The organism is Xanthomonas arboricola pv. guizotiae, from assembly GCF_002940205.1.
Taxonomy (GTDB): Bacteria; Pseudomonadota; Gammaproteobacteria; order Xanthomonadales; family Xanthomonadaceae; genus Xanthomonas; species Xanthomonas arboricola_C.
The window spans coordinates 1-19,313 of record NZ_MDSK01000027.1 but is presented as its reverse complement, the minus strand read 5'-3'; the positions used below and the strand labels follow the sequence as shown (position 1 = coordinate 19,313).

At 66.3% G+C, this 19,313-nt stretch carries 13 protein-coding genes, 2 pseudogenes and 1 riboswitch; of the genes and pseudogenes, 7 read left to right on the top strand and 8 right to left on the bottom strand.

Annotated features, from left to right (window positions below):
- Window positions 1-40 precede the first annotated feature (40 nt).
- The gene (locus tag XarbCFBP7408_RS15680) at window positions 41-898 is read left to right on the top strand and encodes a fumarylacetoacetate hydrolase family protein (RefSeq protein ID WP_104563746.1); all 858 of its coding nucleotides are present in this window, start codon (window positions 41-43) and stop codon (window positions 896-898) included.
- Window positions 899-1,102: 204 nt separating this feature from the next.
- Window positions 1,103-2,425, top strand: a complete 1,323-nt coding sequence (locus XarbCFBP7408_RS15675; RefSeq protein ID WP_104563745.1) for an L-fuconate dehydratase — start codon at window positions 1,103-1,105, stop codon at window positions 2,423-2,425.
- A gap of 420 nt (window positions 2,426-2,845) precedes the next feature.
- On the opposite strand, the gene XarbCFBP7408_RS15670 is transcribed toward XarbCFBP7408_RS15675, so the two are convergent.
- Window positions 2,846-3,211 (bottom strand): L-fucose mutarotase, encoded by a 366-nt coding sequence (locus XarbCFBP7408_RS15670; protein WP_104563744.1) that lies wholly within the window; start codon window positions 3,209-3,211, stop codon window positions 2,846-2,848.
- On the bottom strand, window positions 3,208-4,512 hold the full coding sequence (gene fucP / locus XarbCFBP7408_RS15665; protein WP_104563743.1) for an L-fucose:H+ symporter permease: 1,305 nt from the start codon (window positions 4,510-4,512) through the stop codon (window positions 3,208-3,210). The genes XarbCFBP7408_RS15670 and fucP overlap by 4 nt, the downstream gene beginning before the upstream one ends.
- A gap of 180 nt (window positions 4,513-4,692) precedes the next feature.
- Between fucP and XarbCFBP7408_RS15660 the strand changes: the two genes are divergently transcribed.
- The 3 genes from XarbCFBP7408_RS15660 to XarbCFBP7408_RS15645 all read left to right on the top strand — a co-directional run bounded on the left by XarbCFBP7408_RS15660 (window position 4,693) and on the right by XarbCFBP7408_RS15645 (window position 6,804).
- The gene (locus XarbCFBP7408_RS15660; protein ID WP_104563742.1) at window positions 4,693-5,442 is read left to right on the top strand and encodes an IclR family transcriptional regulator; all 750 of its coding nucleotides are present in this window, start codon (window positions 4,693-4,695) and stop codon (window positions 5,440-5,442) included.
- A gap of 215 nt (window positions 5,443-5,657) precedes the next feature.
- Window positions 5,658-5,924: a hypothetical protein gene (locus XarbCFBP7408_RS15655; protein ID WP_104563741.1), complete on the top strand. Its 267-nt coding sequence runs from the start codon at window positions 5,658-5,660 to the stop codon at window positions 5,922-5,924.
- Window positions 5,925-6,043: 119 nt separating this feature from the next.
- Window positions 6,044-6,209: riboswitch (yybP-ykoY riboswitch) on the top strand.
- Window positions 6,210-6,219: 10 nt separating this feature from the next.
- Window positions 6,220-6,804, top strand: coding sequence for a manganese efflux pump MntP family protein (locus XarbCFBP7408_RS15645; protein ID WP_104563739.1), 585 nt, complete (start codon window positions 6,220-6,222; stop codon window positions 6,802-6,804).
- Between the two features lie 95 nt (window positions 6,805-6,899).
- Here the strand turns inward: XarbCFBP7408_RS15645 and XarbCFBP7408_RS15640 are convergent, their stop codons facing one another.
- From XarbCFBP7408_RS15640 to XarbCFBP7408_RS15630, 3 genes and pseudogenes are all read right to left on the bottom strand, one after another.
- Window positions 6,900-10,349 (bottom strand): hybrid sensor histidine kinase/response regulator, encoded by a 3,450-nt coding sequence (locus tag XarbCFBP7408_RS15640; protein WP_104563738.1) that lies wholly within the window; start codon window positions 10,347-10,349, stop codon window positions 6,900-6,902.
- Window positions 10,350-10,595: 246 nt separating this feature from the next.
- A pseudogene (locus XarbCFBP7408_RS15635) lies at window positions 10,596-12,995 on the bottom strand (GH36-type glycosyl hydrolase domain-containing protein); the annotation flags it as partial.
- A gap of 4 nt (window positions 12,996-12,999) precedes the next feature.
- Window positions 13,000-14,379 (bottom strand): annotated as a pseudogene (locus tag XarbCFBP7408_RS15630) (MFS transporter); the annotation flags it as partial.
- Window positions 14,380-14,537: 158 nt separating this feature from the next.
- Between XarbCFBP7408_RS15630 and XarbCFBP7408_RS15625 the strand changes: the two are divergent.
- Both XarbCFBP7408_RS15625 and XarbCFBP7408_RS15615 read left to right on the top strand, forming a co-directional pair.
- Window positions 14,538-15,122 carry a gluconokinase gene (locus XarbCFBP7408_RS15625; RefSeq protein WP_104563736.1) on the top strand — a complete coding sequence of 195 codons (585 nt, stop codon included), beginning with the start codon at window positions 14,538-14,540 and terminating at the stop codon, window positions 15,120-15,122.
- 571 nt (window positions 15,123-15,693) lie between these two features.
- Window positions 15,694-17,424, top strand: a complete 1,731-nt coding sequence (locus XarbCFBP7408_RS15615; RefSeq protein WP_181106658.1) for a PQQ-binding-like beta-propeller repeat protein — start codon at window positions 15,694-15,696, stop codon at window positions 17,422-17,424.
- A gap of 191 nt (window positions 17,425-17,615) precedes the next feature.
- Here XarbCFBP7408_RS15615 and XarbCFBP7408_RS15610 read toward each other — a convergent pair whose 3' ends face one another.
- The 3 genes from XarbCFBP7408_RS15610 to XarbCFBP7408_RS15600 are packed head-to-tail and all read right to left on the bottom strand — an operon-like array spanning window position 17,616 to window position 18,718.
- Window positions 17,616-17,843: a hypothetical protein gene (locus tag XarbCFBP7408_RS15610; RefSeq protein WP_016903869.1), complete on the bottom strand. Its 228-nt coding sequence runs from the start codon at window positions 17,841-17,843 to the stop codon at window positions 17,616-17,618.
- Complete coding sequence (locus XarbCFBP7408_RS15605; RefSeq protein ID WP_181106660.1) at window positions 17,824-18,273, bottom strand: 3-dehydroquinate dehydratase; 450 nt, start codon at window positions 18,271-18,273, stop codon at window positions 17,824-17,826. Before XarbCFBP7408_RS15605 ends, XarbCFBP7408_RS15610 begins: the two co-directional genes overlap by 20 nt.
- 10 nt (window positions 18,274-18,283) lie before the next feature.
- Entirely contained in the window at window positions 18,284-18,718 is a 435-nt protein-coding gene (locus tag XarbCFBP7408_RS15600) for a hypothetical protein (protein WP_104563734.1), read from the bottom strand.
- Between the last annotated feature and the right edge of the window lie 595 nt (window positions 18,719-19,313).

The window sequence follows — 19,313 nt, the reverse complement described above, 5'->3', positions numbered from 1 at the left end:
TTGCTGGCCGCTCCATTCCTCACCTGCAAAGGAAGACTGCATGAAACTCGTACGCGTTGGCGCCCCCGGCCAGGAACGTCCTGGCCTGATCGATAGCGAAGGCCGCATCCGCGATTTGAGCGGCGTGATCGACGATGTGGCCGGCGAGCACATCACCAATGCCGGCCTGGACAAACTGCGTGCGTTGGACGTGTCCACGCTGCCGCTGCTCGAAGGCGAGCTGCGCTATGGCGCCGCAGTGGGGCAGATCGGCAAGTTCATCTGCGTGGGGCTGAACTACGCCGACCACGCGGCCGAATCGGGCATGGACGTGCCCAAGATGCCGATCCTTTTCATGAAGGCCACCACTGCGGTGACCGGCCCCAACGACACCGTGATCATCCCGCGCGGCTCGGTCAAGAGCGACTGGGAAGTGGAACTGGGCGTGGTGATCGGCGATGTGGCGCGCGATGTGGCGGTGGACGACGCGCTGAACCACGTCGCCGGCTACGCGGTCATCAACGATCTGTCCGAGCGCGAGTTCCAGCTCGAACATGGCGGCCAGTGGGTCAAGGGCAAGAGCGCCGATACCTTCGGCCCGATCGGCCCGTGGCTGGTCACCCGCGATGAAATCACCGACCCGCAGAACCTGTCGATGTGGCTGGAAGTCAACGGCCACCGCTACCAGAACGGCAGCACCCGCACGATGGTGTTCGGCGTGGCCGAACTGGTCAGCCACATCAGCCGCTACATGACGCTGATGCCGGGCGATGTGATCAGCACCGGCACCCCGCCCGGCGTGGGCCTGGGCCAGAAGCCACCGGTGTACCTCAAGCCGGGCGATGTGATGGAGCTGGAGATCGAAGGCCTGGGCCGCCAGCGCCAGCCGGTGGTGGCGCATCCGCGCGATGGGGGTTGAGGCCATCGGCTTCCCGGACCTTGGTTCTCAAAGAAAGATTGAGTGAAGGCAAGTGGCTAAGTCTTCGCACGAAGTATTCGCACCAAGCAGCCTAAAGCCCCTCTCCCGGAGGAAGAGGGGCTCTGGCGCCCGTCTCCGTTTCCGTTCCCCGTTTCAGTTTTATTTCGCGCGTTTTATTCCCGCCTTCCATCGCCCAGGACTTCCATGAGCACCATCATCGCCCTCGACACCCATGACGTCCGCTTCCCCACCTCGCGCGAGCTGGATGGGTCGGATGCGATGAATCCGGATCCGGATTACTCGGCCGCCTACGTCGTGCTGCGCACCGATGCTGCCGATGACCTGGCCGGCTACGGCCTGGTGTTCACCATCGGCCGCGGCAACGATGTGCAGACCGCCGCAGTGGCGGCACTGGCCGAGCACGTGGTCGGCCTGTCGGTCGAGGAAGTCATTGCCGATCTGGGCGCGTTCGCGCGCCGGCTCACCAACGATTCGCAGCTGCGCTGGCTGGGCCCGGAAAAGGGCGTGATGCACATGGCGATCGGCGCGGTGATCAACGCCGCCTGGGACCTGGCCGCACGCGCGGCGAAGAAGCCGCTGTGGCGCTACATCGCCGAACTCGCGCCCGAGCAGCTGGTCGACACCATCGACTTCCGCTACCTCAGCGACGCGCTCACCCGCGACGAAGCGCTGGCGATCCTGCGCGCTGCGCAACCGCAGCGCGCGCAACGCATCGCCACGCTGATCGAACAGGGCTATCCCGCCTACACCACCTCGCCCGGCTGGCTGGGCTACTCCGACGAAAAGCTGGTGCGGCTGGCCAAGGAAGCGGTGGCCGACGGCTTCCGCACCATCAAGCTCAAGGTCGGCGCCAACGTGCAGGACGATGTCCGCCGCTGCCGCCTGGCGCGCGAGGCGATCGGCCCGGACATCGCGATGGCGGTGGATGCCAACCAGCGCTGGGACGTGGGCCCGGCGATCGACTGGATGCGCCAGCTGGCCGAATTCGACATCGCCTGGATCGAGGAACCGACCAGCCCGGACGACGTGCTCGGCCACGCCGCGATCCGCCAGGGCATCACCCCGGTGCCGGTCTCCACCGGCGAGCACACCCAGAACCGCGTGGTGTTCAAGCAGCTGCTGCAGGCCGGCGCGGTGGACCTGATTCAGATCGACGCCGCGCGCGTGGGCGGCGTCAACGAAAACCTCGCCATTCTGCTGCTGGCCGCCAAGTTCAATGTGCGCGTCTTCCCGCATGCCGGCGGCGTCGGCCTGTGCGAGCTGGTGCAGCATCTGGCCATGGCCGACTTCGTCGCCATCACCGGCCAGATGGAAGACCGCGCGATCGAATTCGTCGACCACCTGCACCAGCACTTCCTCGACCCGGTGCGCATCCAGCATGGCCGTTACCTCGCTCCAGAGGTGCCCGGCTTCTCGGCAGAAATGCACGCATCTTCGATTGCGGAATTCAGCTACCCGGGTGGACGTTTCTGGGTGGAAGATCTGGCAACCGGTGCGAAAGACTGAGGCCACCCCTCCCCTCATCCGCCCTTCGGGCACCTTCTCCCGCTTGCGGGAGAAGGAAGCACCTATGCTGGCTCCCGCTTGTGGGAGAAGGGAGCAACCCTGCTGCCTCCCGCTTGCGGGAGAAGGGAGCAACTCTGCTGCCTCCCGCTTGCGGGAGAAGGGAGCAACACTGCTGCCTCCCGCTTGCGGGAGAAGCAAGCAACCCTGCTGGCGGGACGGTGACGTGATCGCTCACGAGCCGCTCGGGAAGGACGGGACGCTGGCCAGGCGATGCATCGCATCGCGGCAACCAGGCAGGATGTGCAGGACACCGCACCGCATGCATCCCGCAGCCGAATTGGCCCCTCCACCACCAGCGCTGATCGCGCCCTTCTCCCGCCTGCGGGAGAAGGTGCCCGCAGGGCGGATGAGGGCCCCCGCTCAGCGCTGCGCTTGGATCGCCTCGCTCAACGCAAAAATCCGCCCGGCCTCGCGCCACTTCTCTCCCGGCGCACTGCCAGGCAACGGCTTTTGGAAGCGCCACATCAGCTCTTCCCAGGCCTGGATACGCGGATCGGCCGCATCCCGCGCGGTCTTGGCCGCCGGATCGTAGTCGTCGCCGACCTCCATCAGCATCACCAGGCGGTCGCCGCTGCGAAAGATCTCCAGCTCCTGGATGCCGGCCTGCTGCAGCGAGGCCACCACTTCCGGCCAGACCTCGCTTGGCCGATGCCAACGCTCGTACTCGGCGATCAACTGCGGGTCGTCGTGCAGATCCAGCACGTAGCACAGACACCGCTTGCTCATGCGCCCGCTCCTGCAACCGCCGGCGCAGCGCGGCGCGCACGCAACGCGAACAGCAGGATCACCGCAAAGCACCCGCCCGGCACCACCATCGCCCAGTGGATACCGGCCATGTCCGACACCGCGCCCATCACCGCCGTCAGCAGCGCACCACCGATGATGGACATCACCAGCAACGACGAGCCCAGCTTGCGCGCATCGTCGTGCATGCCATCCAGGCCCAGCGCGAAGATGGTCGGGAACATCACCGACATGAACACGCTGGCGGCCACCAGCGCGTACAGGCCGGTCCAGCCGGGGAAGGCGATCGCCACCGCACACAGCGCCAGATTGATCGTGGCAAAACTGGCCAGCAGCTTCGCAGGCGCCAGATAGCGCAACAGCGCGGTGCCGATGAAACGGCCGGCCATGAACAGCACCAGCGAGATGGTCAGATAGGTGGCCGCGGTTTTTTCCGGCGTGCCCGGCACCGCGTCCTGCAGGTAACGGATCAGATAGCTCCAGATGCCCACCTGCGCGCCCACGTAGAAGAACTGCGCCACCACCGACAACACGAACAGCCGGTTGCGCAGCAACTCGCCGAAGCGTGCGCGCCTGGGCGCGGCCTCGCCAACACCGGCAGCGCCGGTGGGAAAGCGCACCAGCGCGATCAGGATCGCCCACAGCACCACCACCACGCCGATCACCAGGTACGGCGTCTGCACGGCAGCCGATTCGGCGGCAAAGAACGCCTCGCGCGCCGCCGGCGCCATTGCCGCCAGTTCCGCCGGGGTGTGTTCCACGCCGGAGAAGATGAAATGCTGGCCGACCAGCACGCCGGTGATCGAGCCCAAGGGGTTGAATGCCTGGGCCAGGTTCAAGCGCCGCGCCGCACCGTCGGCCGGGCCGAGCACGGTCACCAGCGGATTGGCGGTGGTTTCCAGGAACGCCAGGCCGCTGGCGATCACGAACAAGGCCAGCAGGAACAGCCAGTAGGTATGCACCTGCGCGGCCGGATAGAACAGGAACGCGCCGCACGCATACAGCAGCAAGCCCAACACCACGGCCGCCTTGTAGCTGTAGCGGCGCATGAACATCGCCGCCGGCATCGCGAACACGAAATAGCCCAGGTAGAACGCGCTCTGGACCAGCCCTGCCTGCAGGTCGGTCAGCTCGAAGGCCTTCTTGAACTGCTTGATCAGGATGTCGTTGAGGTTGTTGGCCATGCCCCATAAAAAGAACAGGCTGACGATCAACACCAGGGGCACCATGGCGGTACGCGCCAGGTTGCCGCGCGGTGACGCGGCAATGTCACTGTGATGCATGCGACCGATCCCCTCCCAAGGCTGTGGCGCTTGCGTTGCTGTGCGGCGAGCGTACTGCGCACGCCAGCGCCATGCAAATATAAAAACTTTGTTTATATTTGCACGCAAGCGCCACATCTCACCGCAGCCCGCGATGCCTGTACCCTGGCGCGCCGCAGCCTTGCCTGGAGCCGCAAACGGATGAGCACCGAACCCGCCAAGTACCGCGCCCCCGCCCTGGACAAGGGTCTGGACATCCTCGAGCTGCTCGCCCGCCAGGCGCAGCCGATGAGCATGGGCGCGATCTCGCAGGGCATCGGGCGCTCGCGCGGGGAGATCTTCCGCATGCTGCAGGTGCTGGAGGAGCGCGGCTACCTCACCCGCGACGGCGAAGGCGACTATGTGCTGACCAATCGGCTGTTCATGCTCGGCATGCAGCAGCCGCAGGTGCAGAGCATCAGCGAAGCCGCGCTGCCGGTGATGCGGCGGCTGGCCGATGCGATCTATCAGCCCTGCCACCTGGTGGCGCCGTCCGGCGACCAGATCGTGGTGATCGCGCAGATGGACGTGCCCAGCGACCTCGGCCTGGTGGTGCGCCCGGGCCATCGCCGCCCGCTGACCCATTCCAGCTCCGGACTGGTGCTGTTCGCGTTCCAGCAGCCGGAGGTGCAGGCGCGCTGGCTGGACCTGCTCGACGCCAGCGAGGTGCCGTTCGAGCGCGCGCAGTTCCTGGCTGCGGCCGCGCAGGCGCGCAACGATGGCTACGCCATGCAGCCCAGCGAGGCAGTGGTAGGCGTGGTCGACCTGACCGCACCGATCCTGCAACGCGGCAGTGCCACCTACACGCTCACCGTGCCGTTCATCGCGCGCCGCCCGGAGCTGGTCGGCCCGCACGCGGCGTTGCAGGCCCTGTGTGCGGCAACGGCGGAGATCTCCGCCGCGTTGATGTAGCGCGGCCCGCGCCGGGAGTCTGCGTCGGCGCTGGTGTTCTGTCGCGCGCTTCCAAAGCCAGACTTCTGCGGCCCACCTGCGGCGCGGCCGACCCTGTGCATTGAACGCTGCGCGCTGTTTCCGCAGTACTGCGATGACAGCCTGGCCATCGCACTCCACCCCAACCGCTTCGCCGGCATCCCTGCGGCAGCGCAAGCCGTGCAAATCGAGAGGCCATGGAGATCGCGGCATCGTTGCCGATCGCGGCACTCCTGCACGACGTCCTGAAAGACAGCACGCAGCAGGCACTGGCTCATGCGCGCGCATCCAAGCATGACGTGTCCATTGCGCACTGCTTGCAGCACATCCCACATCAGCGGCTTTCCCCGCGTTTTTTCGCTACCTGCTTCACCGCCATGAGGACCGTTGGTCGCGATAGCCAAGGCTATCGGGCGCCGCATCGCTCCGTTGCGTGGACATGCCTTGCTGGCTTTGACGCCTGAAAACAAGGCAAAAACCGCGTCACCCCCCTGTTTGCAATAGCCACGGCTATAAAGATCAGACCGACCTTCGCGTGCGCTGCAGACGCACCGAACGCGGCCATGCGTTGCTACACTGCGCGCCCCCTTGGGGAGTAGCCTGCTTTCGCATCGTCGGAAGCGCCTGCATCAACATACTCGGCCGTTGCGCCGTGGTGCAGGCAACCAGTTCCGGTTTGGCGAGACCAGCGGCATGCGTGCACAGCAACGGTTGGCGCGGGCGCATGCCGTTGCGATCGCGCACAACCCGAGACTGTCGATGTCCCCCTTTTCCATTGTGTTGATCGGTTTCGCAATGTCGACCGACGCGTTTGCCGCGGCGATCGGCAAGGGCGCGGCGATGCGCAAGCCGCAGTGGCGCGATGCGCTACGCGCCGGCTTGATCTTCGGCTGCATCGAGGCGATCACCCCGGTGATCGGCTGGCTGCTGGGGCGCGCCGCCTCCGGCTATGTGTCCGACTACGACCACTGGATCGCCTTCGTGCTGCTCGGTGCACTGGGCACCCACATGATCGTGGCCGGGCTGCGCAACGATGCGGACGATGCTGAAGAAGCAACGTCCGAGACGCCGAAACGGCACGGCTTGCTGGCCCTGGCCACCACCGGTTTTGCCACCAGCATCGATGCGATGGCGGTCGGCGTGAGCCTGGCGTTTCTGGACGTGCATATCGGCGTGGTGGCGGTGGTGGTCGGGCTGTGCACCTTCAGCATGGTCACCGCAGGGGTCATGCTGGGCCGCGTGCTCGGCAACCTGATCGGCAAGCGCGCCGAGATCCTCGGCGGTGCGATCCTGGTGATCGTCGGCAGCGTCATCCTGTACGAACACCTCAGCGGCGCCGCGTAAGCGCCATCATCGTAGGAGCGCACCCGGGCGCGATGGAGCGTTATCGGTAATGCCCAATCGCGCGCAGGCACGCTCCTACGCTGCAGTCGCACCCGTCAGCGCGTCTTCGCATCATGATGCGCACTCAGGAACGCACGCAGCGAGGCCGGCTTCACCGGCTTGGTCAGCAGGCGATAGCCACGCGCACGCGCGAGTTGCTTGAGTTCGTCGCGGCCGTCGGCGGTGAGCAGGGCGCCGGCAATCGGTGCGGTGGCGACGGCCTGCAGCGCATCCAGGGTGTCCAGGCCATCGAGCCGGTCGTGCAGGTGGTAATCCACCAGCATCAGGTCCGGTTGTTCGCGCGCGCGCTCCAGCGCCTGATCCACCGTGCTGGCGGTGATCACCTCCACCTGCCAGCGTCCGAGCAGCGCGCGCATGCCGTCGAGGATTTCGCGGTCGTTGTCCACGCACAGCACGCGCAGGCCCGCCAGCGAATCGCCGCTGGGCAGCGCGCGCGCAACGGCCACCGGCAACGCCGGCGGCAGCGGGACTGCCGCCACGCGCGGCAGCAGGATCGAGAACATGCTGCCGCGGCCGACCTGGCTGCGCGCGCTCAGGTCGTGGTCGAGCAGGCGCGAGATGCGCTGGCAGATCGACAGGCCCAGCCCCAGGCCCTGCTCGCCCCAGTCGAACGGCTGCTGGTAGCGGCGGAATTCTTCGAAGATCTGCCGCATGTGGTGCTCGGGAATGCCCGGGCCGGTGTCCCACACCTGCAGCTCCACCTGTTCGCCGCGGCCGCGCATGCCCAGCACGATGCGGCCCTGGCGCGTGTAGCGCAGCGCATTGGCGAGGAAGTTCTGCATCACCCGGCGCAGCAGGCGGCGGTCGCTGCGCACCCACAACGGGCGACAGTGCACCTGCAGCTGCAGGCCGCGGCTGGAAGCCACCGGCGCGTATTGCGCGGCCAGTTCGTGCATCAGCGCGCTGGCATCGAAATCCTCGACCGTGGGCCGCAGGCCGCCGGCATCCAGCCGCGAGACGTCGAGCAGGCCATCGAGCAACTCCTCGGCCGCACGCAGCGAGGCATCCACGCGCTCGGCCAGATGGCGTTGTTCCTCGTTGTTCTGGTGGCTCTCGCGCAGGGCCGAGGCGAACAGCCGCGCGGCATTGAGCGGCTGCAACACGTCGTGGCTGATCGCGGCCAGAAAGCGCGTCTTGGATTGCTGCGCCAGCTCGGCCTCGCGCGAGCGGTCGGCCACGCGCTGCTCCAGGTTCTCGTTGGCGTCCAGCAGCGCGCGTTCGGCACGCTTGTAGTCGGTGATGTCGTTGTAGCTGGTGACATAACCGCCGCCGGGCAGCGCCTGGCCGCGCATCTCGATCACCTTGCCGTCGCTGCGGGTGCGCTCGAACACATGCGGCGAGCCGGCGCGCATGTGGCGGATGCGGCGATCGATCTGATCCTCGATATCGCCCTCGCCCAGCTCGCCGCGCTCGGCGTTGTAGCGGATCAGATCGGCCACCGGGCGGCCGACATACAGCATGCCGTCCGGGTAGCCGAACAGTTGCTGATAGCGGCGATTCCACGCGGTCAGGCGCATCTCCGGGTCGACCACGCTGACCGCGGCGCTGATGTTTTCCAGCGTGGTGGACAGGATCTCGCGATTGAAGCGCAGCTCCTGGCCGGCCTCGTCCAGCACCGCCACCACCTCGCCCAGGTCCATGCCCGAGCCGCGCAACAGGCTGGTCAGCACCAGGCGTGCGGAGGCCGCGCCGATCGAGGCGGCCAGCAGGCGTTCGGTGAACTGCACCCAGGCGCGATCGGCCACCACGGTGGGTTGCAGCTCGCGCTCCAGCAGCGCCGCCTGGTCGACGAAGGCGCGGTGCGCATGCCGCTCGCCCACCACGCGCTCGGCCAGGGCCTGCAGGTCGGCCACGCGCACATGCCCGGGCCAGTCGCCGGCCACCGCCGGCCGCTGTGCGTACGGGTCCAGGAACGGCGCGGCGCGCAGGCGTTCGTCCACTCCGGGGCGCCAGCGTGCGGAGACCAGCATCATCGCGCCGACATTGATCAGCAGCGACCAGAACGTGCCATGCGCCAGCGGTTCCCAGCCGCGCATGCCGAACAGCTGCTGCGGCTGCAACCAGGCGATGCCGAACGGCCCGTCCACCAGCCAGTCCGGCTGCAGCCAGCCCGCGCGCGTGGCGGCCGGCAGCAACAACGTGTAGATCCAGGTCATGAAGCCCAGCACCATGCCGGTCTCCACGCCCTTGCGGCTGGCGCCGCGCCAGTACAACCCGCCGATCACGCCGGGGGCGAACTGCGCCACCGCCGCAAAGGCCATCAGGCCGTAGGCCGCCAAGGTGGTGTCGTTGGCCACGCTGCGGTGGTAGCCGTAGGCGATCAGCGCCAGCAACAGGATGGCGACGCGGCGGATCCACAACACCCGCGAGGCCACCGCCGCGCGCGCATCGGCGCTGCCGCGGCGGCGCAGCAGCACCGGCATCACCAGGTCGTTGCTGACCATGGTGGCCAACGCGATGCTGGCCACGATCACCATGCCGGTGGCGGCCGAGAACCCGCCCACATAGGCCACCAATGCCAGCACGGTGTTGCCCTGGCTCAGCGGCAGCGCCAGCACCACCGCGTCGTCGACCACCGTGCTGCCCTTGCCGAACAAGGCCACGCCGGCCGATGCGATCGGCACCACCATCGCCGAGATGATCACCAGGTACGCACCGAACAACCAGCGCGCGCGACGGATGTCGCCGACGTCGCTGCATTCCACCACCGCCACATGGAACTGGCGCGGCAGGCAGATCACCGCCAGGAAGCTCAGCAAGGTCTGCGAAATGAAGCCCACCGACGGGGTGTGCTCGAACAAGGTGCGCGCCGAGTCGGCGATGGGCACCTGGTGGTCGCTCGGCCACACCCAGGCGAACAGGCCCACCGCGACGATGGCGATCAGCTTGATCACCGACTCCAGCGCGATCGCCAGCATCATGCCGCGGTGGTGTTCGGTGGCATCGACCTGGCGGGTGCCGAACAAGGTCGCGAACAAGGCCATCAACAGCGCCACGTACAACGCCGGATCGGCAAGGATGCCGCGCCCGGCACTGCTATGCCCGGTCAGCACCTCCAGGCTCATCGCCACCGCCTTGTACTGCAGCGCCAGATACGGAACGATGCCGACCAGCGCGATCACCGCCACCAAGGCCGCCAGCCGCCGCGAGCGACCATAGCGCGAAGAGATGAAATCGGCGATGGAGACGGTGTTTTCGGCGCGTGCGATCAGCGCCAGCCGCTCGATGATGCGCCAGCCGAACAGCAGCAACAGCAGCGGGCCCAGGTAGATCGGCAGATAGCCGATGCCATTGCGCACCGCCGAGCCGACCGCGCCGTAGAAGGTCCACGACGAGCAGTACACCGCCAGCGCCAGGCTGTAGACCGCCGGCCGCAGCCACGGCCGCTCCGGGTACAGCGGACGCCGGTCGCCCCACCAGGCCACGCCGAACAGCAGCACGGCATAGCCGACGGAGACCAGCAGCAGGATCCAGCTTGATACCAAGGGGCGTTCCTAGGCCAATGCGAACGGGGAGTTTACGCAGTGGGGAATCGGGAGTGGGGAACAACCCGCCTGGCCGCACGCCCGTAGGAGCGCGCTAGCGCGCGAAAGGGCACCGGCGGGAAGTCCTCATCGCCCGTAGGAGCGCGCTCGCGCGCGACAGGACACCGGCGGGAAGCCCTCGTCGCGCGCAAGCGCGCTCCTACACCGGCTTGGCAGTTATCGCATCAGCCGCCGCGGACACGCCACTCAGCCCGGCAGCCGCACCCGCACCTGGTACCTGCGTCCGGCGACAATGCCGTGCACGCGCTGGTCCGGGCAGGCGGCGCCATCCACCTCAACGTCGACGTGCGTGCGCCCCGGTTCACGCGTCAGCGTCACCTCGAACTGCGCGCCGCGGAACTGGCGCGTCACCCGGGCCTGCGGCCAGTGCGAGGGCAGCTGCGGGCGGATCGCCAATGCATCGCCCTCGCCGACCAGACCGAACAGCCCTTCCAGCACGCAGCGATACACCCAGGCCACCGTGCCGGTGTTGAACAGCTGGCTGGAACGCCCGGCGGTGCGCGGATACTGATGCCACGCGCCACGGTAGTAATTGGGCAGCGACACCGGCAGGTGGCCGCGCTGCAGCACGTCCTCGCGGCTGGGGCCGGGCAGCAGCGCGCGCAGGATCTCCCAGGCGCGGTCGGCTTCGCCGATCTGGTACAGGCTGTACAGATAGAACGCCGCCGCGTGGTTGTAGACCGCGCCGTTTTCCGCAGCGCCCGGCCACTTCTGCGTCAACCGGCCCACGTCATCGCGCATGCGCGTGTAGGCCGGAGCCAGCATCACCGGCCCGTACGGCGTATGCAACTGCTCGCGCACCGCCTCCAGCAAGGCCTCGCGCTGCGCGCTATCGGCGGTGCCGGCCAGCAGCGCAAAGCTCTGCGGATTGAGATAGATGCGTCCCTCCACATCCTCGGCGATGCCGAAGCGCACGCCATCATCGGTGATGCCGCGCGCATACCAGTTGCCGTCCCACAGCTCGCGATTGGCATCGGCGTTGATCGCCTGCACGGCCTGCGCAAACGTTTCCGCCTGCGCGCTTCGTCCATGCGCCGCGCAGATGCCCGACCACAGCCGCAGCGCATACGCGGTAGCCACGGTAAGCCAGCCGGACACGCCCTTGCCGCGCCAGCCGACCATGTTCATCGGGTCGCACCAATCGCCCTGCGCGATGAAACTCAAGCCACGTGCATCGCGTGCGTCCAGCAGCCACTGCATCGCCGCATCCAGTCGCTCGGCCACGCTGAGCGCCTGTCCATCGTGCGTGCGCACCACCGCATCGAGCACGCTGGCATCGCCGGTTTCGCCCAGATAGGCGCTCAGGAAGATCGGCAACCACACGCAGTGATCGGTATGCGGCACCTGGTTGATGTATTTCAGCTCGGCGCCTTCCACCAGCAGGATGCCGTCCGGCATCGCACCGCTGGGCTCCTGCTGCGAGAGCGCGTGCAACAACGCCGCGCGCGCGGTGGCCGGCTGCAGGTAGGCCATGCCCATGTGGTCCTGCAGATAGTTGCGCGTCTGCGGGTCGGTGGTCAGGCGATTGACGTCGCCGTGATAGAACACCTGCCGCGGCAGCCAATGGTTGACCAGGTTGTCCAGGGCCGGATCGGGCGTGGCGATCCGCGCGCAGCCCTGCCCGCCCTGCAGATACTGCGCGTAGTCGCGCGCGGCGGCGGCAAAGCCGGCTTCGGACAGATACCGCGCACGCAGCGCGGCGATCTCCGCATCGTCCTTGGCCGGCCCGAACGCGAAGCGGTACACGCGTGCCGCATCGGCGTCCAGCGTCAGCCGATATTGCAACGCGGCGGCCGGGTTCTCGTAGTGCGCATCGCTGTTGCCCAGCTGCTCGGCCTGGATGGCCGAGGGCGCATGCAGGCCGCCCTCGCCTTCGAAGGCCATCTGCTGCGCATCCCAGGCCACCGGCGGCTGCTCGTGCAACAGGAAGGTGCAGTCCTTGAAATCGCGCTGGCGGAAATAATCGTCCACCTTCTGGTACGGCGCCACGCTACGGCAGACGATGCCGCCCAGCGTCGGCTCGTAAGCGCCGCCCTGATGCATCCACGACATGTAGCCGATCGGAAAGTAGGGGTACAGGCTGAGCCGGCGCGTACGCCCGGACTGGTTATGCACGCGGCATTCCCACAGCTCCACGGCATCGTCGGTGGGCAACGCCACGCATAGCTCCACCACGATCCCGTCGTGGCGCACCCGCCAGCGCACATCGTGCTTGCCCGCGGAGAACTCGAACTGTTCCGGCGTTGCACGCACCGGTTCGTGCGGCACTGAATACAAGGCGCCGCTGTCTTCGTCCTTGAGATAGAAGAAGCGCCCGGGATGATGCGCGTAGTACGGCTGCTCGGGCATCATGAAGTTGCGCGCTTCCAGCAGCGGCGCATGCGCGTATTTGGCCGGTTCCGGCTGCATGAACTGCCCGGTGGCATAACCACGGCAGGTCAGCTGCAGCATCATGCGGCGATTCCACAAAAAGCCGCCGGCATTGGGCATTGCAGTGGGGCTATAGAGCGCGTAACGCGCACCATCGGCGCTGGGCGCCATCAAGCTGGACAGCGCATCGGACGTAGCGGTAGGCGTTGCAGACACGGTCGGGGTGCTCCGGTTCGTCGCGCTTGCGCGCGGCCAGTTCGTGCTGGATGCGACGCAACAACCCGTCATCCAGTGGATAAAAACGCATGGTCCAGGCCGCCAGCAGCGCCACCGCGCCCGGGATCACCGTCAGCAGCAGCACGATGCCGGTCAACGACCCGGACGACTGCGCGCTGTTGGCCACATAGCCCATGCCCGCCAGCACCCAGGCGATGCCGGCCGAAGCCAGCGCGCCACCGAGCTTTTGCGAGAAAGTCGCGGCGGCGAAGGTCATCGCGGTGGCACGCCGGCCGGTGCGCCACTCGGTGTAGTCGGCGCTGTCGGCATACATCGAAAATGCCAGCGGCGACTTCGGCCCCAATGCCAGCCCGATCAACATGTTCAAGGCGAAGATCGCCCACACCGCATCGGCAGGAACGAAGAACATCAGGCAACTCAATACGCCCACCACCGCCATCAGCGCGGTCATCAGCTGGCGCTTGTCCCAATGCCGGGTCAGCAACGGCGTGATCGCCGCGCCCACTGCCAGCGACACCGAATAGCCACCGAGAAACAGCCCGGTCAGCTCCGGCCGCTGTACGTAGTACTTGAGGTAATACACGCCCGCACCGCCGCGCATGACGATGGTGATCATGATGATCAGCGACAGTACGAACAGCACGCACCACGGCTTGTTCTGCAGCAGGTCGGCGATATCCCGGCGGATCGGCGTGCGCTGTTGCGGCGGTGGCTGCACGCGCTCGCGCGTGATCAGCGCCACGGTCACGAACAGCGCCACCGCCACCGCGCCGTACAGCATCATCGTGCGCTGCCAGCCCAGCGCATCGTTGCCGGCGCCGAACCAGGCCACCAGATCCAGCGTGCAGTAATTCACCAACGTGGTGCCGGCGAATGCGGCGATGAAACGCAGGCTGATCAAGCTGGTGCGCTGGCTGCTGTCGGCGGTGATCACGCCCGACAATGCCGAGTACGGAATGCTCACCACCGTGTAGGCGAGCATCATCACCAGGAAGCTGATCGTGGCCCACCACATGCGCCCGTTCTGATCCAGCGCTGGCGTGGTGTAGGCGAGCACGCCGGTCACCGCCATCGGCACGGCGCCCCACAACAGATACGGGCGGAATTTGCCCCAGCGGCTGCGTGTGCGATCGGCCAGTGCACCCATCGCCGGATCGGCGATCGCATCGGCGATCTTGGTCAACAGGATCATCGTACCCACCGCCGCTGCCGGCAGATGCATGGTGTCGGTGTAGAAGATCAACAGGAATGCGGAGATGTTGGCCCAGTACAGATTCAGGCCCAGATCGCCGGCACCGTAGCCCAGCTTTTCGCGCCAGCGCAGGCGCGCCGATGCAGGAGACGTTGCAGGCGATGACGTCATCGGCAAACCTTGGAGTGCGTTGAACCCGGCCGAGCGCGCCGTTACGCTGGGCGGCCCGCTCACCTGGCGAGGAGCGCCGACGCTACACCACGCATCGGCTGCCGCCAACGTGAAATCCGGCAAAATGCCGAATCGATCCGGAGATATAACCTGACGTGATGGACACCGCCGCCCCCGCTGCACCCGCGTCCGCTTCGCCCCTGGCCATCGTGGTGATGGGCGTTTCCGGCAGCGGCAAGACCACCATCGCGCGGGCCCTGGCAGCGCATTACGGCTACCGTTTTCTGGATGCCGACGACTACCACAGCGTGGCCGCACGCGCGCAGATGGCCGCCGGCCAGCCACTCACCGATGCGATGCGTCTGCCGTGGGTGGAGTTGCTGGCGGCCACCTTGCGCGACTGCGTACAGGCCGGCGAGTCGGTGGTGCTCGCGTTCTCGGGCTTGCGCGGCACGCACCGTCAATTGCTGCGCCGCAGCGGCATTCCGATCCGCTTCGTGTTCCTGCACGCGGCCCCGCACGTGATCGCCGCCCGCCTGAGCGCACGCGCCGGCCACTTCATGCCGGCCAGCCTGCTGGACAGCCAATTGCAGACCCTGGAATTGCCGTTGGACGAAGCCGATGTGGTGTCGGTGGACGTGGATGCCACGGTGGAGGCGGTGGTGCAGGATGCGATCGCGCAGTTGGCGCTGATCGCTCCCGCTGCAGTGCACACCGCCGTGCCCTCGCCTCGAAGCGCATAACGCGCCAGATAACCCAGCCCTATATGCCCATTCCCTTCTCGCTCCGGGAGAAGGTGCCCCGAAGGGGCGGATGAGGGGACGCGCAAAGCCTCGTGTATTTTGACGCCACAGAAGCTTCGCCCCGTACCCTCAGCCCAACCCCCGCTCCGCGCCCCGGCCCGCGTTTGCGACGCGGGCGCTCCAAGGCACGCGCACCAGTGGCGCGCAAACCGTGCCTTCTCGCCCCGCAGGGAGAGGAGCTGTTCAACACACTGGTCAGCCTCACAAGGTGGCGCAACATTTCCTGGTTACTTTTTGCGGACCATTGATTTGCGTGCAAATACGCATGCATCGCGACCAATCATTTTTTCTATCGCAACGGCCGCCGATCGTGATGAATCATCAGCATTTGTGCGAATAGCGAACACGCTGAACGCAAATTTTTCGAGCTGGTGGCACCAGATGCGAGCGGACCCGATCGTTGAATGAACGCGAGGAAGGTGCGCGTGTTGCACGGTCGCCACAATCGGCCATCGTCACTCGGCAGATCCGGGGGGATCCAGCGTTTCCTTCCATCTATGGACATGCCGTGATGACACATTCAATTCGCCGCTTGCGATTTCGCAGTTTGACGCTCGTTCCCTGCCTGCTTGCCAGCGCAGTGGCTTTCGCCCAGGCCGGCCCCGCAACCGAACAACAGTCGGTGTCGTCGCTGGATACCCAGGCTTTTGCACGCTCCGGCCAGATCTGGCGCAGCTTCGGCAATCAGCTGCCGTTTGCCAGCCCCACCAGCTGGACCACCGCCGGCGGCGGCTACTTGAACCAGCGCTTCGCGCCGGGCGAGTGGAAGATCAACCGCACCACCGTCAAAGGCCTCAAGCCGGCCTGGACCCTGACCACCACCGGCGACATCTCGGCCACGCCTAGCGTGGAAGGTGGAACGCTGTATGTGCCCGACTGGGGCGGCACGCTGTATAGCGTCGACACCCAGACCGGCAAACCGAACTGGCAGGCCAAGTTGTCCGACTACACCGGCAAGAGCACTTCGCTCTCGCGTACCACCCCGGCCATTACCCCCAGGAGCATCATCCTGGGCGACATGGCCGGCGGCACCGTGCTGGCCCTCGACAAGAAGACCGGCAAGTTGCTGTGGAAGAGCGAGGTGGAAACCAATCCGCAGGCCCAGATCACCTCGTCCCCGGTGGTCTATGGAAACCGCGTGTACCTGGGCGTGTCGTCCAGGGACTACGAAAGTCTTGATCCGACGCATCGGTTATCGTTCCGCGGCAGCGTCGTGGCGCTGGATCTGAACACCGGAAGGAAGGTGTGGCAGTTCTATAACGCGCCCGAGGGCTATACCGGCGCGTCGACCTGGGGCCAGGTCGCCGTCGATCCCATCGCACGCCGCATCTACTTCGGCACCGGCAACAACTACAACATTCCGGCCAGCGTGGGTAACTGCGTCTCCAACGCACGCTCCTACCGCGGCAGCGAACTCACCGTGCAGGACGAACTGGCGTGCATGGCGCCGGACAACTACGTCGACTCGGTGGTCTCGCTGAATCTGGACACCGGCAAGCTGGTCTGGGCCGACCGTGCACAAGGCTACGACGCCTGGAACCTGTCGTGCATCGTGGCGCCCACCAATGGCCTGTGCCCGAACACCCAGGCAACCAACCTGACCGGCCCTGATTACGACTTCGGCGGCGCCGGCGTGCAGCTGTTCACCGTGTGGCGCGATGGCAAGCCGCAGCAGCTGGTCGGCGCAGGGCAGAAGAGCGGCATCTACTGGGCCTTCGACGCCAAGACCGGTGCCAAGGTGTGGTCGACCCAGGTCGGCCCCGGCGGCGCCACCGGCGGCGTCGAGTGGGGTACCGCATTCGACCCCTATAAGTCGCAGGTCTATGTGGCCATCAACAACAGCACCAACGCCACCTACACGCTGGGACCGGACAACACCCAGAGCCACAACGGCGGCTCGTGGGCCGCGCTGGATGCCGCCACCGGCAGGATCAAGTGGCAGGTCAAGGTGCCCGGCATCAACCGCGTGAATCCGACCGTGCCGGCCGGCGGCCAGGGCTCGCTGACGGTGTCGCCGAACCTGCTCTACGCCGGTTCGATGGCCGGCAATATGGTCGCACTGGATACCGACACCGGCGCCACGCTGTGGAACCACGACGCCACCGGCTCGGTGCTCGCCTCGCCGGCGATCGTGGACGGTGCGCTGTACTGGGGCGCCGGCTACGGCCGCTTCAACTTCGGCACTGCCGCAACGGCCAACCAGCTGACCAAGTTCGTGCCGGATACCGCGGCAGCGAAGTAAGCAGCATCCTCGGCGAACGGCAATCACGCGTTCAGTCGCACCACGACACCGCCGCCTTCGGGCGGCGGTGTTTTCTTGCGATCGTGATTGGGCGATTTGTGGCTGCAAGCGCTGCGCGGGAGAAGCGACAATGCAATGCCGCACCTCCCGCAGCGACGCGATGCGTCCGCGCGCTAACCTGAGGTTCGCAGCTACAGGCGCGTGACCTGGCACAAGCGGATCTGCCCCGCTTCCAGTCCATGCGCCTCGGCCGCACGGCGGCGCAACGCAGTGACCAGCCCGGCGGCATCCAGCACGCCATCGGCGGGCACGTCCACGCTATGGGCCAGTTGCCCCCACAGCACCGGCCGACCGTCGCAATAACCCTCGTAGTCGGCGAAGTAATGCAGCTGGCGCAGCTCAGGTACCGACGTGGACATCGCCCTGGATCTCCGTGCAGCCCAGATGTTCCAACGCGATTTCCAGCCCGAGCAGATAGCTCTGCGCGCAGTAACCGCGCACCGTCGCAATGCGCTGCCCGAATCCCTCCGGCAGGCAACGCTCCGGACGGTCCACGCTATCGTCGTGAGCCTCCACGAACGGGTACGGCAACGCGCTGAGTACACGGTGCAGGCGCGCACTGTCCACGCAGCTGCCCGGATCGATCAACGAGATTTCCATCCGCGCCTGCCCGGCCACGCGCAAGGCATCCAGCAGCTCCTGCTCCGACCCGCAGGCACGCAAGGCCACCGTCTTGCCCGCGTCGCCGGCACACTGCACCAGCTGCCGAATGACGGTCCGCGGCAACGGCTGTGGCCCACGCACCAGCGGCATCGCCGCCTCCGGCCCATGCACGATCATGATCGACATGGCGGCCTCCTCAGGCAGCGGCGCACAAGGGCGCGCACAGCGACGGCAGACAACGCGCCGCAATACCCAGCGACATCGCATAGGCGCGCGGCGCATCGTGCGGCGTAATCACCACCGCCAGCGGCGCATGCTGCGGATGCAGCCACGGCTCCAGCTCCTGCGTCGCATCGGTGTGCAACTCGATGTAGGGTGCAGGCAACGCATCCAGTGCAGCACGCAATGCCGTCGCATGCACCTGCGCACGCTCGGAGGCCGACAAATCGCCCGAATCCAGCAGCACCAGCTCCACCTCGGCATCGCCACCGGCGGCCTGCAAGCCGGCGATCAAGCCATCGACATCGGCACACGCCAGCGTGCGCAACGCACGTCCGGCACACTCGGGCAGCTGCATCGGCGCCACCTGCGCCGGATCGGCCTGCGGACCTTGCAAAATCAGGATACACATCGTGTTCGACTCAACGCACCACAGTGCGAGAGTGCCAAGGTAGGCCTGCCGGGCATAAAGAGGCTATTTGCGGATTAGTGGTCGGGCATAAAGAATGCGTAGTCATTTCCACGCGCAGTACCAAACACAACTGGAACCTGTTCTCACACTGTGGCAACCTAGACGTGGGGCGTATCTGAGCGAGTTAGGGGAAACCAGGTGCGACAAGACACAACTATTCCGGTCATCGGATCTGCAAGTGCAGGTCCGATAGCGCATTGAGCAACACAGCTTGATTTAATTCACCCATCCTACTCCGAGATTTTTTATGATCCGCAGACTAGCTTTTCTGGCATTGATGTTAGCAAGCTCCCAAAGCTTCGCGGCCTACTCCGTCAGTGGGCAGAAGGTAAAGAACATATCCACTGGCTGGGGGGGCGAAGCTATATACGTTGTCACCGAAGGCCAACTTCCTGCCGGCGCAGGCTGCGGCGGTGGAAATCGCTTCATAATTGCACCTAAGGAACCTCTGAACAACTCTTGGCGTTGCGAGCGAATTTGGGATTTCGCTTGATCACGACAATCTCCGTTGCTGAAAATCAATCACTTACGCGTG

Bases quoted from the DNA above. Each gene is read 5' to 3' on its own strand.
- XarbCFBP7408_RS15670 (WP_104563744.1), bottom strand. From the start codon at position 3,211: ATGAGCAAGCGGTGTCTGTGCTACGTGCTGGATCTGCACGACGACCCG.
- XarbCFBP7408_RS15610 (WP_016903869.1), bottom strand. From the start codon at position 17,843: ATGTCCACGTCGGTACCTGAGCTGCGCCAGCTGCATTACTTCGCCGAC.
- XarbCFBP7408_RS15625 (WP_104563736.1), top strand. From the start codon at position 14,538: ATGGACACCGCCGCCCCCGCTGCACCCGCGTCCGCTTCGCCCCTGGCC.
- XarbCFBP7408_RS15655 (WP_104563741.1), top strand. From the start codon at position 5,658: ATGGAGATCGCGGCATCGTTGCCGATCGCGGCACTCCTGCACGACGTC.
- XarbCFBP7408_RS15600 (WP_104563734.1), bottom strand. From the start codon at position 18,718: ATGTGTATCCTGATTTTGCAAGGTCCGCAGGCCGATCCGGCGCAGGTG.
- XarbCFBP7408_RS15680 (WP_104563746.1), top strand. From the start codon at position 41: ATGAAACTCGTACGCGTTGGCGCCCCCGGCCAGGAACGTCCTGGCCTG.
- fucP (WP_104563743.1), bottom strand. From the start codon at position 4,512: ATGCATCACAGTGACATTGCCGCGTCACCGCGCGGCAACCTGGCGCGT.
- XarbCFBP7408_RS15660 (WP_104563742.1), top strand. From the start codon at position 4,693: ATGAGCACCGAACCCGCCAAGTACCGCGCCCCCGCCCTGGACAAGGGT.
- XarbCFBP7408_RS15675 (WP_104563745.1), top strand. From the start codon at position 1,103: ATGAGCACCATCATCGCCCTCGACACCCATGACGTCCGCTTCCCCACC.
- XarbCFBP7408_RS15645 (WP_104563739.1), top strand. From the start codon at position 6,220: ATGTCCCCCTTTTCCATTGTGTTGATCGGTTTCGCAATGTCGACCGAC.
- XarbCFBP7408_RS15615 (WP_181106658.1), top strand. From the start codon at position 15,694: ATGACACATTCAATTCGCCGCTTGCGATTTCGCAGTTTGACGCTCGTT.
- XarbCFBP7408_RS15605 (WP_181106660.1), bottom strand. From the start codon at position 18,273: ATGTCGATCATGATCGTGCATGGGCCGGAGGCGGCGATGCCGCTGGTG.